General features: G+C 71.4%; 9 protein-coding genes and 1 riboswitch. Of the genes, 3 read left to right on the top strand and 6 right to left on the bottom strand.

Annotated elements, in window-relative coordinates; all coding sequences use genetic code 11:
- Positions 1-4: 4 nt before the first annotated feature.
- Complete coding sequence (locus Q7L65_RS12655; protein ID WP_370552552.1) at positions 5-1,756, bottom strand: glycerol-3-phosphate dehydrogenase/oxidase; 1,752 nt, start codon at positions 1,754-1,756, stop codon at positions 5-7.
- 161 nt (positions 1,757-1,917) lie between these two features.
- Between Q7L65_RS12655 and Q7L65_RS12650 the strand changes: the two genes are divergently transcribed.
- Together Q7L65_RS12650 and Q7L65_RS12645 are read left to right on the top strand one after the other, a co-directional pair.
- A complete protein-coding gene (locus Q7L65_RS12650; RefSeq protein WP_304721638.1) occupies positions 1,918-4,287 on the top strand; it encodes a hypothetical protein in 2,370 nt (789 codons plus the stop codon).
- Between the two features lie 253 nt (positions 4,288-4,540).
- Positions 4,541-6,934, top strand: a complete 2,394-nt coding sequence (locus Q7L65_RS12645) for a hypothetical protein (protein ID WP_304721637.1) — start codon at positions 4,541-4,543, stop codon at positions 6,932-6,934.
- A gap of 90 nt (positions 6,935-7,024) precedes the next feature.
- On the opposite strand, the gene Q7L65_RS12640 is transcribed toward Q7L65_RS12645, so the two are convergent.
- Entirely contained in the window at positions 7,025-7,426 is a 402-nt protein-coding gene (locus Q7L65_RS12640; protein WP_304721636.1) for a nitroreductase family deazaflavin-dependent oxidoreductase, read from the bottom strand.
- 259 nt (positions 7,427-7,685) lie between these two features.
- Positions 7,686-11,870: an ATP-dependent RNA helicase HrpA gene (gene hrpA / locus Q7L65_RS12635; protein ID WP_304721634.1), complete on the bottom strand. Its 4,185-nt coding sequence runs from the start codon at positions 11,868-11,870 to the stop codon at positions 7,686-7,688.
- Between the two features lie 113 nt (positions 11,871-11,983).
- Positions 11,984-12,108: riboswitch (SAM riboswitch) on the top strand.
- Positions 12,109-12,143: 35 nt separating this feature from the next.
- Here hrpA and Q7L65_RS12630 point away from each other — a divergent pair.
- Entirely contained in the window at positions 12,144-13,478 is a 1,335-nt protein-coding gene (locus Q7L65_RS12630) for an aminotransferase class V-fold PLP-dependent enzyme (protein WP_304721632.1), read from the top strand.
- Positions 13,479-13,495: 17 nt separating this feature from the next.
- Here the strand turns inward: Q7L65_RS12630 and Q7L65_RS12625 are convergent, their stop codons facing one another.
- The 3 genes from Q7L65_RS12625 to Q7L65_RS12615 are packed head-to-tail and all read right to left on the bottom strand — an operon-like array spanning position 13,496 to position 16,145.
- Entirely contained in the window at positions 13,496-14,149 is a 654-nt protein-coding gene (locus Q7L65_RS12625; RefSeq protein ID WP_304721631.1) for a nuclear transport factor 2 family protein, read from the bottom strand.
- Positions 14,150-14,160: 11 nt separating this feature from the next.
- Positions 14,161-15,135, bottom strand: a complete 975-nt coding sequence (locus Q7L65_RS12620; RefSeq protein ID WP_304721629.1) for a hypothetical protein — start codon at positions 15,133-15,135, stop codon at positions 14,161-14,163.
- Positions 15,132-16,145 (bottom strand): YafY family protein, encoded by a 1,014-nt coding sequence (locus Q7L65_RS12615; protein ID WP_304721627.1) that lies wholly within the window; start codon positions 16,143-16,145, stop codon positions 15,132-15,134. The genes Q7L65_RS12620 and Q7L65_RS12615 overlap by 4 nt, the downstream gene beginning before the upstream one ends.
- Positions 16,146-16,182: the final 37 nt, after the last annotated feature.

The raw sequence follows: 16,182 nt of genomic DNA, 5'->3' as shown, positions 1-16,182 counted from the left end.
CCGCTCAGCTCTCCGTCACGCCGGCCAGCAGGTCCGGCGCCGCGGTGCGGACCTCGTCGGCGGCCTTGTCGTCGGGCTGCTCCTGAGAGCGTCGCTCGGCCTCGACGCGGGCCGTGTAGGTGTCGACCTCTGTTCTGATCTCGGCTCTGCTCCAGCCGAGCACCCTGCCCATCAGCGCCGCCGCGGTCGGCGCGGTCTCGACACCGCGGTGGAACGTCTCGATCGAGATCCGCGTGCGGCGCGCGAGCACGTCGTCGAGATGGCGCGCGCCCTCGTGCGAGGCGGCGTGGACGGCCTCGACCTGCAGGTAGTCGTCGGCGCCCGGCAGCGGCTCGGCCAGCTCGGGGCGCTCGGCGATCAGCGCCAGCAGCTCGTCGATGCGGGAGCCGTAGCGGTTCAGCAGGTGCTCGACGCGCGCGATGTGCAGGCCGCTCTCGGCCGCGATCCGGTGGCGGCCGTTCCACAGCGCCCAGTAGCCCTCGGCGCCCAGCAGCTCCGTGTGGTGCGTCGCCGACGGCGGCACGGAGCGGTCGATCCCGCGCGCGGCGGCGTCGATCGCGTCCTTGCCCATCACGCGGTAGGTCGTGTACTTGCCGCCCGCGACCGCGACGAGGCCGGGCACCGGCACCGCGACGCTGTGCTCGCGGCTCAGCTGCGAGGTCGACTCCGACTCGCCCGACAGCAGCGGCCGCAGGCCCGCGTAGACGCCCTCGACGTCGGCGTGCGTGAGCGGCTGCGCGAGCGCTCTGTTGGCGTGCTCCAGCACGTAGTCGATGTCGGTCCTGCTGGCGGCGGGGTGTGCCTTGCTCAGCTCCCAGTCGGTGTCGGTCGTGCCGACGATCCAGTGGCGGCCCCACGGGATCACGAACAGCACGCTCTTCTCGGTTCTGAGGATCAGCCCGGTGTCGAGCTGGATGCGATCTCTCGGGACGACGAGGTGGACGCCCTTGGAGGCGCGCACTCTGAACTTGCCGCGCTCGCCGACGAGGTGTTGCAGGTCGTCGGTCCAGACGCCGGTCGAGTTGACGACCTGCTGCGCGCGCACGTCGATCTCTCTGCCGCTGACGACGTCGCGCACGCGCACGCCCGTCACGCGCTCGCCCTCGCGCAGGAAGCTGACGACGGCCGCGTTGTTGGCGACCGCGGCGCCGTAGTGGGCGGCGGTGCGCGCGACCGTCAGCGTGTGGCGCGCGTCGTCGACTCTGCCGTCGTAGTACTGGATCCCGCCTATCAGCGAATCCGGCTTCAACCCCGGCGCGATCCGCAGCGCCTGGCGCTTGGTCAGGTGCCGGTGTCTCGGCACGCCGTCGTGGCCGGCCAGCTCGTCGTAGAGCAGCATGCCGGCGCCGACGTAGCCGCGCTCCCACACGTGGTGCTCCAGCGGGTAGAGGAACGGGACCGGTTTGACGAGGTGCGGCGCGAGCGTGTTGAGCAGCAGTCTGCGCTCTCGCAGCGCCTCGCGCACGAGTCTGAAGTCGAGCTGCTCGAGATAGCGCAGGCCGCCGTGGATCAGCTTGCTGGAGCGGCTCGACGTGCCGGCGGCGAAGTCACGCGCCTCCACGAGCGCGACCGACAGCCCGCGCGAGGCCGCGTCGAGCGCCGCGCCGGTGCCGACGACGCCGCCGCCGATCACGACGACCTCGAACGTCTCGTCCGCCATCCGCTGCAGGGCGGCGTCGCGCTGCTGGGAGTTGAGGATGCTGAGGTCGGTCACGGGCGGCTCGTCTCGAGAGGGGGTCTCACTCAAGGTACCCATGCGCGGACGGGCAATCACGTAGGCCGACGCGCCGCAATGGACCGTGTGCAACAACGCAGACGTGCCAGCACCGACAGCCGGTCCGAACTTGGATCAATGTCTTGGCACATCGGCTTAGTGGGGGTTAAGAAAGCGATCCCTCGTCCGAGAAAGGCTCTCCTTTGCGCAGGATCTCGTTCAGACGGTCGCGGCTGTTCGCCGCCGCGACCGGCGCCGTCGTCGCGCTCACGATGACGGCCTCGGCGGCCACCGCCGCCGACGTCCCGGACCCGCTGGCGTCGGGTCCGCACCCGGTCAAGAAGATCGACTACGAAGCCGGCTCGCTGCTGATGACGCTGGCCGACGGCGTCAGCACCACCAGAGTCCCGCTGCGAGGCTCGATCACGTATGCCGACGACGTCGACTTCGCGCGCATCGTCGTCTTCGTGCACGGCCGCCACGGCGTCTGCATCGGCTCGCCGTCACCCGACAGAAGAGTGTGCGACGACGTCTACGACGAAGACGGCACCCCGACGCAGACGGACATCCGCTCCTACGCGGGTTACGACTACATGGCGAAGAACCTCGCCAGCCACGGCTACACGGTCATGAGCGTCGAGGCGAACACGACCAACTTCGACAACGCCTTCAGAGATGCCGGCGCCAACGCGCGTTCGCAGATCATCCAGGCCAACCTCGAATTGCTGTTCCGCTGGAACAACGGCGCCGGACCGTACGTCCCCGGCGAACCCGACCACACCGTCGGCACGAAGCTGACCGGCAGACTCGACTTCGCCGACGGCATCGGCATGATGGGTCACTCGCGCGGTGGTGACGCCGTCACCGACTTCATCGGCTACACGCGTAACCTGAGAGTCAGAAGCGGCTTCCAGAGAATCGTGCTCGACGGCGTGCTCGCGCTGGCGCCGATCAGCTCCAGCGCCTACAAGATGCCGTACGGCACCAACTACGCCGTGCTGCTGCCGGCCTGCGACGGTGACGTCTCCAGCCTCAACGGCGCGCGCTTCTACCAGAACTCGCGCTACCCGACCGACGCGCCGGACACGTTCGCGAAGATCCAGTGGTACACGCAGGGCACCGACCACAACTTCTTCAACACGGTCTGGACCGGCGACGACTTCTCGCGCGCCGGCGACCCGGCCTGCACCCGCGGCACGGACACGAGCGCCCGCCTGACGCCGGGCGACCAGCGTCGCGTCGGCGCGGCGCTGATGAACTCGTTCATGCGCCGCTACGTCGGCGGTGAGAAGGCGTTCGACCCGATCATGACCGGGGCTGTGACGCTGCCCGAGTCGGCTGCTCCGCTGGAGAGCGGCAAGGGCCTCGCGGAGGAGGTCAAGACCTCCTACATCGCGCCGGCCGCGGCCCGCTTCGACGTGCTGAAGCCGCCGTCGATCATCGATCCGCAGCCGGACCCGATGACCCCGGTCGACCCGCTGCTGACGACGACGACCGCCTCCGGCGGCCCGATCACGACGAACGGGCTGACGACCTTCCAGGTCTGCACCGCGAGCGTCTCGCTCTACCCGCTCTGCCCCGACAGAGGCAACAACCGCTCGATCAACACGCAGTACACGATCGCGTGGGATCAGCCGGCGTCGCTGACGGCGTACCTCGGCCGTGCCGGTGCGCCGGTCGACGTGTCGAGATACGGCGTGCTGGACATGCGCGCCGCGATGAACCGCAACGACCCGCGCAACCCGGCGGGCGACAGCTACACGCCGAACTCCGCCACGCAGGACTTCGACGTGACGCTGATCGACGCGTCCGGCAGAAGAGCCACGACGCGTGCCGCGAGATGGACGACGTCGCTGGAGCCGTCGATCGGCACGACGTACAGACACATCGTCCTCAACGGCATCCGCATCCCGCTGTGGGGCTTCGCGGGCGTCGACCTGACGAGAATCGTCTCGGTTCAGCTCGGCTTCAGCTCGCCGGCGCTGGGCTCGATCCAGCTGTCGGACCTGATGTTCCAGGAGACGCCGCAGTCGGCCGCTCCGACCGCCCCTCCGGGCGCCGGCGTGACCGACGTCGAGCCGATCTACCCCGGTCCCGACGGGCCGCCGTCGATCCCGCCCGGACCGATCGTCGACCCGCCGGCGACGGCGCCGACGAGCGCCACGACGACGACCCCGACGGCCAAGGCGGCCTGCCTCGACACGCTCAAGCCGAGCGTGACGGTGTCGCGCCTGGCCGTGCAGAAGTCGAAGCTGACCGTCTCCGGCGTCGCGACCGACGCCGGTTGCGCCGACGGCAGAGGCGTCGCCGCGGGCGGCGTGCAGAAGACGCTCGTCGAGGTCTTCAGACTCGCCGGCAAGAGAAAGGGCCGCTTCGTCACGGCGAAGGGCAAGCTCAGCAAGGCGGTTCCGCTGGCCGGCGGCATCGCGATCGCCGCGAGAGGCAAGGACAGCTGGTCGGTCAGCGTCCCGACGGCGAAGCTGCCGAAGGGCTCCTACCGCGTCAGCGTCTCGACGTTCGACCGCTCCGGCAACCTCAAGACGCTCGGGGTGCGCACGCTCAAGGTGAAGTAGCACCCAGCGCGATTCGTGTCACGGTGACACGACACGTCGGTTGAAAGAGGGGCGCGGCCTGCAGGCCGCGCCCCTCTTCTTTGCACATCGCTTCGGAGTGGTCAATCACGTAGCGCCGCCGGCCGCTATGGACCGTCTGCCAGAACCCGCGCGTGACGGCACCGACCGCCGGTCCAAACTTGGAATGGAGGTTTTGCACATCCGCTTACTGAGGGTTAAGAAAGTCTTCCCCGTTCCGAGAAAGGCACCCCCCTTGAGAAGGATCTCCCTCAGACGGTCGCGGTTGTTCGCCGCTGCGACCGGCGCGCTCGTGGCGCTCACGATGACGGCTTCGGCCGCATCTGCCGCCGACGTGCCAGACCCGCTTGCGATGGGTCCGCACCCGGTCAAGAAGATCGACTACGAAGCCGGCAACATGCTGATGACGCTGGCTGACGGCGTCAGCACGACGCAGGTCCCGCTGCGCGGCTCGATCACGTACGCCGACGACGTCGACTTCGCGAAGATCGTCGTCTTCGTGCACGGCCGTCATGGTGTCTGCATCGGCTCGCCGTCGCCGGACAGACTGATCTGCGACGACGTCGCCGACGAGGACGGCACGCCGACGCAGACGGACATCCGCTCCTACGCGGGTTACGACTACATGGCGAAGAACCTCGCCAGCCACGGCTACACCGTGATGAGCCTCGAGGCCAACACCTCGAACTTCGACAACAACTGGAGAGACGGCGGCGCCAACGCGCGTTCGCAGATCATCCAGGCCAACCTCGAGCTGCTGTTCCGCTGGAACAACGGCGCCGGCCCCTACGTCCCCGGCGAGCCCGACCACACCGTCGGCACCAAGCTCACCGGCAGACTGAACTTCGCCGACGGCATCGGCATCATGGGCCACTCGCGCGGTGGTGACGCCGTCACCGACTTCATCGGCTACACGCGCAACTACAGAGTCAGAAGCGGCTTCCAGAGAATCACGCTCGCGGGCGTGCTCGCGCTGGCACCGGTCAACTACACGGCGTACAAGATGCCGTACGGGACCAACTACGCGGTGCTGCTGCCGGCCTGCGACGGCGACGTCTCGACGCTGCAGGGCGCGCGCTTCTTCGAGAACTCGAAGTACCCGACCGGCAGCCCGGACACGTTCGCGAAGGTGCAGTGGTACGTGCAGGGCACGGACCACAACTTCTTCAACACGGTCTGGACCGGTGACGACTTCTCCTCGGCGACGGACCCGGCCTGCTCGCGCGGTACCGCCACGACGGCACGCCTGACGCCGGGCGACCAGCGCCGTGTCGGCGCCGGCCTGATGAACTCGTTCATGCGTCGCTACGTCGGCGGTGAGAAGGCGTTCGACCCGATCATGACCGGTCAGGTCACGCTGCCCGAGTCGGCTGCTCCGCTGGAGAGCGGCAAGGGTCTCGCCGAGGAGGTCAAGACCTCCTACGTCGCGCCCGCCGTCACGCGCTTCGACGTGCTGAAGCCGACGCCGATCCCGGATCCGCAGCCCGACCCGGCCGTCGGCCTGCCGACCCCGTTCGACGCGACGCTGACGACGACGACCGCCTCCGGTGGCCCGATCACGACGCAGGGGCTGACGACCTTCCAGGTCTGCAACCCGAACGACATCGCCTACCGTCAGGGCCCGACGTTCCCGACGGCCTACCCGCTCTGCCCCGACGGCGCCAACAACCGCTCCAAGGGCAACCAGTTCACGATCGCGTGGGATCAGCCGGCGTCGCTGACGGCGTACCTCGCGCGTGCCGGTGCGCCGGTCGACGTGTCGAGATACGGCGTGCTGGACATGCGCGCCGCGATGAACCGCAACGACCCGCGCAACCCGGCGGGCGACGGCTACACGCCGAACCTCGTGACGCAGGACTTCGGCGTCACGCTGACCGACGCGAGCGGCGCGAGAGCGACGACGCGCGCGGCGAGATGGACGACGTCGCTGGAGCCGTCGATCGGCAACCAGTACAGACACATCGTGCTGAACGGCATCCGCATCCCGCTGAACACGTTCACGGGCGTCGACCTGACGAGAATCGTCTCGGTCCAGCTCGGCTTCGGCCAGCCGGCGCTGGGCTCGATCCAGCTCGCCGACCTGATGTTCCAGGAGACGCCGCAGGCGGCTGCTCCGGGCGCCGCCCCGGGTGCGGGCGTCGCCGACGTCGACCCGGTCTACCCCGGCCCCGACGGCCCGCCGTCGCCGCCGCCCGGTCCGATCGTCAACCCGCCGGCCGTCGCGCCGACGGCCGCGACCGCGAAGGTCTGCCTCGACACCTCGAAGCCGAGCGTGAAGGTCGCGCGTCTGGCGACGACGAAGTCGAAGCTGGTCGTGACCGGCGTCGCGTCTGACAGCGGCTGCCCGACGGGCAAGGGCATCGCCGCCGGCGGCGTGCAGCGCACGCTCGTCTCGGTCTACAGACTGAGCGGCAAGAGAAAGGCCCGCTTCCTGAATGCCAAGGGCACGCTCAGCAAGGCGCTCCCGATCGACGGCGGGATCGCGATCTCGGCGAAGGGCAAGGGAAGCTGGAGCGTCAGCGTCGCGACCGCGAAGCTGCCGAAGGGCACGTACCGCGTCGCCGTCTCCACCTTCGACCGCTCGGGCAACCTGAAGACGCTGCCCGTCAAGTTCCTGAAGGTGAAGTAGCAGCGCAGCAGTTCAGCTCAGCGCCACGGCGCGCGAGCACCGCAGTGCACGCAGAGGGGCGCGGCCGACATGGCCGCGCCCCTCGCGCGTTCAGGCCCGCTCGAGCACGACGATCGGAATCTCGCGATCGGTTCTCTTCTGATACTCGTCGTAGTCCGGCCAGGTGGCGGCCATCTTGCGCCACATCGCCGGCTTCTCCTCCGGGGTCGCGACGCGGGCGTGGGCGGTGAATCTGTCGCCTCTCACCTGCAGCCCGACCTCGGGCTCGTCGAGCAGGTTGAGGTACCACGCCGGCGGCTCCGGTGCACCGCCTCTGGACGCGCAGATCAGCAGGTTGTCGCCATCGGGCTGGTAGATCAGCGGCGTTCTGCGCAGCTCGCCAGACTTGCGCCCTCTCGTCGTGAGGATCAGCGTCGTCGTGTTCTGCCAGTCGTGCCCCTCTTCACCGTCAGTCGCCTCGTAGCGCTCAACGTGCTCCTTGCCGAACAGCATGTCGCTGCCTCCTCGTCGTGGTGGTCGAGAGATCTCGTTGCAACCGTTTTACCCGACCCCGCGCAGCGACCGGCGAAAATCCCGCAAAGGTACAGATCTGCGAGCACCGACTCCACAGATCTGCGAGATCGGTACGACGTTGTCGCTGAGCGACCGCATCCGGGCGATCCCGCTCAGCGGGCTGTGGAGCTGAGCGGGAGGAGGCGAACCGCGCCGCGCGAGCGAATCGTCGCGCGTGAGCGCGTGCGCCTCGCCGACGCTATGCCGCCGCCCACGCCTCCGCCAGCAGTCTGCGGATCCGCTTGGACGAGACCTGGCCTCTGACGCCCAGGCCCTGCGCGAAGTGGCTGATGCGCAGCTCCTCGATCAGCCAGCCGACCTCGAACAGGGCGGCCGGCATCGGGCGGCCGGGGGGCCATGACTCGCGCCGCTGGCGGACCGCCTCCTCCAGCTCGTGGACGGCCTTCATGCGGTCGGCGTCGGCGGCGCGATGGTCGGGCACCCGTTCGAGGCGGTAGAGCGCGCCCTTCAGGTAGCGCTCGACGTCGTCCAGACGCGCGACGCCGGTGGTGGTCACGAAGCCGGGGTAGACGAGCCGGCCGAGCTGGCGCGCGACGTCGAGCCGGACCGCCTCGAACTGCGGCGCCGACAGCGCGACGATGCGGTCCATCACCTGGCGCTGCAGCTCGAGGATCCGCGACACCTGCGTGATCAGCGCGAGCGTGCGATCGCTGAGATTGCCTGCGACGTGATCGCGCAGGCGCTGGAACGACGCGGCGTCCCACGCCGGGCCGCCGGCCTCCGCGGTCAGGACGTCGACCGCCCCGGTGAGGGCGTCGTCGAGCACCGCGCTCGCACCGCCCGGCGCCGCCGCCAGCGCGAGCGCGACGGGCGCGCCGAGCCGCTGCTGGACGTGCTTCAACGTCGCCTCCGGGACCGACAGCAGCAGCAGCCGCCGCGTGCCTGCGCGCATCGCGACCCACTGCTCGCCGGGCGAGTCGAAGACCCTCACGCCGACGCTCGCGCCCTCGTCGACCAGCGCCGGATACGCCTTCGCCATCCCGCCGCTGCCCGGCAGCTCGATGCTTTTCGGCAGCGTCCCGAGCGTCCACGCTCTGAGGCCTCGTCTCTCCAGCGACGAGCCGGCGCTTCTCGTCAGCTGCGCCTGCAGCCGCGGGCGCACGCGGGCGCGCAGCGCCTCGAGGTCGTCGCCCTCGGCGATCAGCGCGCCGCGCTCGTCCTCGATCCGGAAGCGCATTCTCAGCCATGCCGGCAGGCGCGAGCGGTCGAAGTCGGTCGCCGCGACGCGCACGCCGCGCAGCCGCCCGATCGCGGCCGCGATCGTTTCGAGCAGCGGCGCTCTGGCGACCTGCTCCGGCGTCAGCGACGCGAGCACCGCGGCGGCGACGTCGGGCACCGGCACGAGCGGCCGCCGCAGCTCCTTCGGCAGCGAGCGGATCAGCGTCGTGATCAGCTCCAGCCGGAACGCCGGCACGAGCCACTCGAAGCCCTGCTCGCGCAGCCCGGCGAGCGCGGCGAGCGGCACGTGCGCGGTCACGCCGTCGTGCTCGGCGCCCGGCTCGAAGTAGTACGTCAGCGGCAGCTCCAGCGTTCCCTGGCGCCACGACTCCGGCCGCGCCCGCTCGTCCAGCGCGCCGGCCGCGGCGGCGCTGTCGATCAGCAGCTCCCTGGTGAACGTCAGCAGTCTCGGCTCGCGCTGGCGCGTGCGTCTCCACCATCTGTCGAAGTGCGCGCCGGAGACGACGTCGGCCGGGACGCGGTTGTCGTAGAAGGCGAACAGGACGTCGTCGCCGGCGAGGATGTCGCGGCGGCGGGCTCTGTGCTCGAGGTCGGCGAGCTCGTCGATCAGCTGGCGGTTGTCGTGGAAGAAGTGGTGGCGCGTGTGCCAGTCCTCCTCCACGAGCGCGCGGCGGATGAACAGCTCGCGTGCGAGCACCGGATCGATCGACGAGTAGGAGACCGTACGACCGGCGACGATCGGCAGGCCGTAGAGCGTGACGCGTTCGGTCGCGACGACCTCCGAGCGTCTCTTCTCCCAGCGCGGCTCGGAGTGCGTGCGTCTGACGAGGTGCTCCGCGAGCCCCTCGACCCACTCCGGCTCTATCCGCGCGACGACCCGTCCCCACAGCCGCGATGTCTCGACCAGCTCCGCCGCCATCACCCAGTTCGGCTGTCTGCGCGCTTGGCCGGAGCCGGGAAAGATCATGAATCTGGCGCCGCGCGCGCCGAGGTACTCGCCGCGTCTTCTGGCGCTGCCCTCCTTCACGCCGACGTGCGACAGCAGGCCGCTCAGCAGCGCTCTGTGGATCTCCACTGGCTCCGCCGGCTGCTGATTGAGCACGACGCCGACGCCTCTGGCAGCCTCGCGCAGCTGACTGGAGAGGTCCTGCCACTCGCGCACCCGCAGGTAGTGCAGGAACTCTCGCTTGAGCCGCTTGCGGAACTGCGAGTTGGACAACTCGCGCTGCTGCTCGCGGATGTATCTCCAGACGTTCAGGAAGGCCGTGAAGTCGGAGTGGTCGTCTCTGAAGCGGGCGTGCTGCTGGTCGGCCTGCGCCTGCAGCTCGCTCGGGCGCTCGCGCGGGTCCTGGATCGACAGCGCCGCCGCGATCACGATCGCCTCGCTCGCGCAGCCCAGCCTGTCGCCCTCCAGCACCATCCGCCCCAGTCGCGGGTCGACCGGCAGCTGCGCGAGCTTGCGGCCCAGCGGCGTCAGCTCGCCCTCCTCCAACGCGCCCAGCTCGCGGCTGCGGCCGTCGCCTTCGCGGCGCCGCGGCGGCGCCAACGCGCCCAGCTCGCGGCTGCGGCCGTCGCCTTCGCGGCGCCGCGGCGGCGCCAACGCGCCCAGCTCGCGGCTGCGGCCGTCGCCTTCGCGGCGCCGCGGCGGCGCCAACGCGCCCAGCTCGCGGCTGCGGCCGTCGCCTTCGCGGCGCCGCGGCGGCGCCAACGCGCCCAGCTCCTGCAGCAGCAGCACGCCGTCGCGCACCTGGCGTCTGTCCGGCGGGTCGAGGAACGGGAACTGCTCGATCGCGCCGAGCCCGAGCGCCGCCATCTGCAGGATCACGCTCGCGAGGTTCGTGCGCAGGATCTCGGGGTCGGTGAAGCGGGCGCGGGCCTCGTACTCCTGCTCGCTGTAGAGGCGGATGCAGATGCCGTCGGACTGGCGTCCGCAGCGACCCTTGCGCTGGTCCGCCGACGCCTGCGAGACGGCCTCGATCGGCAGCCGCTGGACCTTCAGCCGCGAGCTGTAGCGGGAGATGCGGGCGCTGCCGGGGTCGACGACGTATCTGATCCCCGGCACCGTCAGCGATGTCTCGGCGACGTTGGTGGCGAGCACGACGCGCTGCTTGGAGTGAGGTCTGAAGACGCGCTGCTGCTCGGCGGTCGCCAGCCGCGCGTAGAGCGGCAGCACGTCGAGTCTGTCGCCGAAGCGGCCCTGCAGCGCGTCCGCCGTGTCGCGGATCTCGCGCTCGCCGGAGAGGAAGACGAGCACGTCGCCCTTGCTCTCGCGTCGCAGCTCCTGGACCGCGTCGCCGATCGCGTCGATCTGGTCGCGGTCGTCGGGCGCGGAAGCTCTCTCGTCCCTGTCGTCCCTGTCGCCTCTCGCGCCCGGCGGCGGGTCGAGCGTCAGCGGGCGGTAGCGCACCTCGACCGGATACGTGCGCCCGGAGACCTCCACGATCGGGGCGTCGCCGAAGTGTCTGGAGAAGCGCTGCGGGTCGATCGTCGCGGAGGTGATGATCAGCTTCAGCTCCGGGCGCTGCGGCAGGATCCGCTTGATGCAGCCGAGCAGGAAGTCGATGTTGAGGCTGCGCTCGTGCGCCTCGTCGACGATGATCGTGTCGTAGCGGCGCAGCAGCGGGTCGCGCTGGATCTGCGCCAGCAGCAGGCCGTCGGTCACGAGGCGCACGAGCGTGTCCTCGCTGGTGCGGTCGTTGAAGCGCACGGCGTAGCCGACCGCGTCGCCGAGCGGCACGTTCAGCTCCTCGGCGATCCGCTCCGCGACCGTGCGCGCGGCGAGCCGGCGCGGCTGCGTGTGGGCGATCGCGCCGCGCACGCCGCGGCCCAGCTCGAGACAGATCTTCGGCAGCTGCGTCGTCTTGCCGGAGCCGGTCTCGCCCGCGACGACGACGACCTGGTTGTCGCGGATCGCCGCCAGCAGCTCGTCCTTGCGCGCGCTGACCGGCAGCTGCGGCGGGTAGGAGACCCGCGGCACGGTCGCGCGCCGTCTCGCCACGCGCGCCTCCGACTGCTCGATCTCCTGCGCGATCTTCGTCAGCGCCTCACCGCGCGCCTCGTCGCCGTGGACCGTGCGCAGGCGATCGAAGCGCCGCCGGATGCGGTGCTCGTCGCGGATCGTGAGGTCGTCGAGACGCGCGCGCAGGTCGGCGATCGGCGCTTCGGGCGGGGACTGCGAGGGCACACGTCCAGGATAGGCCGCTCCGCATACCTCGAACTGCTCGGCAGTTCGTCCAGACGGGGCGAATCTCGACCGAAGTGGTTGACAAGTCTGGATCGGCTGCTAATTTCCCTTGCGGTCACGAGTGCCAGCGTCAAGCCCCGGCTTGCTGGCCGGCAACCCTTCTCCATGTAGGGGTGCCCCGGGTGAGGACCAGGCCGCGCAGGCCGTCGTGAGGACGGATCTGCGGCAAGACGTGGACCTGATCTGTCGGGTCCCGAACCCCGAGAGGTCCCGATGTCGATCGCCCCGTTTCCGTACTCGTCCGTCGCCGACCGCGCGACTGCTGGTTCGCTCCTGCACGTCGTCGGCCAGGACCTGCGCGTCCCGCTCGTCGGCGGCGGCGAGGCGCGCTACGCCAACCTCGACTACGGCGCCACGTCGCCCGCGCTCGCGACGGTCGCCGAGCGCGTCACGCGCGTGCTGCCGTACTACGGCTCGGTCCATCGTGGATCCGGCCTGCCGGCGCGCGTCTCGACCGCGCTCTACGAGCAGTCGCGCGCGTCCGTCGCCCGCTTCGTCGGCGCGCGGCCCGACGACCTCGTCGTCTTCACGCGCAACACGACCGACGCGCTCAACCTGCTCGCGAGCGCGATCCCCGCGGATGCCGGCGACGTCGTCTTCCTCGACAGCGAGCACCACGCGAACCTGCTGCCGTGGCGGCGCCGCGGGCACCGCGCGGTGGCGGTCGCGCCGACGCTCGACGAGACGCTGCGGCGGCTGCGCGCGGCGCTCGCCGCCGGCCCGGCCGCGCTGCTGGCGATCACCGGCGCCTCGAACGTGACCGGCGAACTGGTGCCGTTGGAGCGGATCGTCGCGCTCGCGCACGCGGCCGGCGCGCGCGTCGTGGTCGACGCCGCGCAGCTCGCGCCGCACCGCCGCGTCGACGTCGCCGCGCTCGGCGCCGACTACCTCGCGCTGTCGGGTCACAAGCTCTACGCGCCGTACGGCGCCGGTGCGCTGGTCGGCCGCGCCGACTGGCTCGACGTGGCCGAGCCGTACCTCGCCGGCGGCGGCGCGGTGCGCGAAGTGACGTGGGAGGGGACCGACTGGCACGACGGCCCGGCGCGGCACGAGGCGGGGACGCCGAACCTGCTCGGCGCGGTCGCGCTCGCGCAGGCGTGCGAGACGCTCGACACGCTCGCCCCGGGTGCACTGGAGGCGCACGAGTCATCGCTGCGCGAGCTGCTGCTGGCGCGCTTGGAGCGGCTCGACGCGGTCCGCGTCGCGCGCATCTGGTCCGACAGCGAGGGCGCGATCGGCACGGTCGCGTTCGTCGTCGACGGCTACGCGCCCGGGCACGTCGGCGCCTACCTCTCGGCCGAGCACGGCGTCGGCATCCGCGACGGCCGCTTCTGCGCCCACCAGCTGCTCGGCGTCCTCGGACTCGATCCCGCCCACCCAGGCGCCCTGCGCGCGAGCTTCGGCGTCGGCACCAGCAGCGACGACGTCGAGCGGCTGGCGCGTGCGATCGAGCGTCTCGTCGTAGAGGGGCCGCACCGCGCCTACACCGCGGGCCCCGACGGCTGGGCCCCGGTCGGCGACGACCGGCCGCTGCCGGAGCTGCTGTAGGGCGGGTCCCGCGCCGCCTAGTCCGCGTCCGGGCGCGGCGCGGCCACGTCGCGCTCGGGCGAGAACGGCCACTCCGCGAACGACTGGACGCGACCGTCGGGGGCGAACTCGATCACCCACAGGTTGCGGTACTCGCGCGGCACAGGCCGGGGGTAGCCGACCTGGGTCCGCACGACGGCGGTGATCCCGTCGAGTGCGATCGGCTCGCTCTCGAGCGTGAACGACTCGTCGTCGTCGCGCTGCGCGTCCCAGAACTCGGCGATCGCCGCGAGACCTTGCAGCGTCGGCTCGAACGGACCCGGGCTGTAGGTCGCCTTCGGCGTGAACAGCGTCAGCAGCGCGTCGGTGCCGGGGGTGCGCCAGGCGCGCTCGTACGCGTCGATCCACTCTGCGACCGACTCGCGTGAGATCCCGCTGCGCGTGTCGACCTGGAGGCGCCGCACGACCAGCTCCTCGATCTCCAGCCGCTCGACCGCCGCGCGCTTGATCGCCAAGCGCCCGATCGCCAGCGCGCCGATCGCCGCTGCGCCGACCGCGAGCGCCCCGGCACTCATGGCGCCGACGCCGAATGCCCCGGCAGTTCCCGCGCCGACCGCGGACGCGCCGAGCGACTCCGCGCGGGCGGGGTGCCGCTTCGGGCGCGCGAACGAGGTCAGGTCGGACCGGATCACTGCACGCGACCTTACCGGCATACGCGGTTGGCGCGCAGCAGCCCGATCGCCTCGACCGTCGCGATCCCGCGCCACTCCATCTCGCCGGCCGGGGACGATGAGGGGAAGTCGACCGTCCAGCCGCCGTCGGGTCGCTGCTCCTCTTCCAGTTCGGCGAGGTGGCGCGCGATCGCGTCGGCGGGGAAATGCGTGCGCAGCGGGCGGTCGGGGAGTGGGGCGATCTGCAGCGGACGCAGCTTCTCGTCGTCGCTGCCGCCGTGCACGGGCAGTTCGCCCGACGGCGGCACGAACGCGGCCATCCGCTGCAGTTGAGGGGTCGCTTCCGGCCGCACGTCCACGATCGCATCGAGCAGGCCGAGCACGAACGCCAGCTCGTAGGCGCTGTCCGGTCGCGCCTGCGCCGCGACCTGCTGCAGGCACCAGTCGGTCGCGGCGGCCAGCCACGGATGCGCCGCGAGCGCGGCGTCGTGCGCGCGGACGTGCTGTGCGTGCGCGCAGATGCCGGCGGTGATGTGCAGCGACGGCGCCGTCGGATCCGCGCCGGCCCACCACGGCGCGGTCCCTGGCGAGGCGGCGTCCGCGAGCGAGAACGGCAGCGCTCCGCCGTCGAGCGCAACGGACCCGGCCCAGTCGCACAGCCCGACGGCGAGGTCGCTGGCGCGAGCCGCGTCCCACCCGCTGCCCGCCCCGCCCGTACCGGCGGCGCCGCTCGCGTCGCCCGCCCCAGCACCGCCGCGAGCCAGCGCTCCCACCACCTCGGCCAGCACGGTGAAGCCCTGGTACGCGCCGGCCGGCTGGCTGCTCGGAGCGCGCTGGTCGGGCTCGAGGCCCCAGCCGAAGCCGCCGTCACGGTTGCGGTAGGCGGCGAGCGCGGACAGCACGCGCTCGGCCGCGCCGGCGCGGCCGAGCGCGAGGTCCAACCGCGCGCGTTCGAGCAGGCGTGCGTGCGTGGTGAGGAAGGTCTCTGCTGTGGCGAGGTCGGTCATGGCTGCGATTCTTCCCTTCCGCGCGCGCCGTGTCTTGAACGTTTCGGACGTCCTGCCGCTCCCGCCGCCCGGGTGAACGCGCCCGCCAGGCGCTCGACCTCAGCGGCGAACTCGGGCGGATCGAGGACCTCGAAGTCGCAGCCCATCGAGGCGATGTGGACCGTCAGCCCGCCGTACCACTCCGACCCCGTCGACAGCATGCAGGTGCGCTCGTCGACCGCGCTCAGCGACGCCATCAACTGCGGCACCTGTCTGGCCGCCTGCTCGAGCGGCGTGTGCAGCAGCACGCGCGCCTCGACGCGTCCGCGCGCCCGCACGACGTTCTGCTCGACGTACGCTGCGACGTCCTCGGCCGGCGGGTCGCGTCGCTCGAAGCGGCGGTCCAGCGTCGGCGGCCCCTCGATCCGGTCGACGCGGAAGGTGCGCCAGTCGTCGCGCTCGACGTCCCAGGCGACCAGGTACCAGCGGCGCCCGGCGTGCACCAGCCGGCACGGCTCGACGAGCCGGCGCGCGCTGCTGCCGTCATGCCGGCAGTAGCTGAAGCGCAGCCGCTCGCAGTCGCGCGCGGCGGCGGCGATCGTGCTGAGCAGCTCGTGGTCGACCGCGTTCGCGTAGACCGGCAGCGCGACGGTGTGGCTCTGCAGCGCGCCGACTCGTCGCCGCAGGTGTCTCGGCAGCACCTGCTCCAGTTTCGCGAGCGCGCGCACGCTGCTCTCCTCGATCCCCTCGACCGCGCCGCTGGTGGCGGTGCGCAGGCCGATCGCGACGGCGACCGCCTCCTCGTCGTCGAGCAGCAGCGGCGGCAGTTCGGCGCCGGCGCCGAGGCGGTAGCCGCCGGCGACGCCGCGCGTCGCGTCGACGGGATAGCCGAGGTCGCGCAGCTTGTCGACGTCGCGGCGGATCGTGCGCGGCGTCACCTCGAGCCGGTCGGCGAGGTCCGCGCCAGACCACTCGCGCCGCATCTGCAGCAGCGACAGCAGTCTCAACAGGCGGGCCGAGGTCTCGCGCATCGACCGAGCTTTCCACGTATTGAGGACGAGTACTGAC

Origin of the sequence: Conexibacter sp. CPCC 206217, from assembly GCF_030646165.1 — a bacterium.
In the GTDB taxonomy this organism is placed as follows: domain Bacteria; phylum Actinomycetota; class Thermoleophilia; order Solirubrobacterales; family Solirubrobacteraceae; genus Conexibacter.
This window is presented reverse-complemented; position numbering and strand designations above follow the sequence as displayed.

Coding starts and splice junctions, on each gene's coding strand:
- Q7L65_RS12630 (WP_304721632.1), top strand. CDS start 12,144: ATGTCGATCGCCCCGTTTCCGTACTCGTCCGTCGCCGACCGCGCGACT.
- Q7L65_RS12655 (WP_370552552.1), bottom strand. CDS start 1,756: ATGGGTACCTTGAGTGAGACCCCCTCTCGAGACGAGCCGCCCGTGACC.
- Q7L65_RS12640 (WP_304721636.1), bottom strand. CDS start 7,426: ATGCTGTTCGGCAAGGAGCACGTTGAGCGCTACGAGGCGACTGACGGT.
- Q7L65_RS12615 (WP_304721627.1), bottom strand. CDS start 16,145: ATGCGCGAGACCTCGGCCCGCCTGTTGAGACTGCTGTCGCTGCTGCAG.
- Q7L65_RS12620 (WP_304721629.1), bottom strand. CDS start 15,135: ATGACCGACCTCGCCACAGCAGAGACCTTCCTCACCACGCACGCACGC.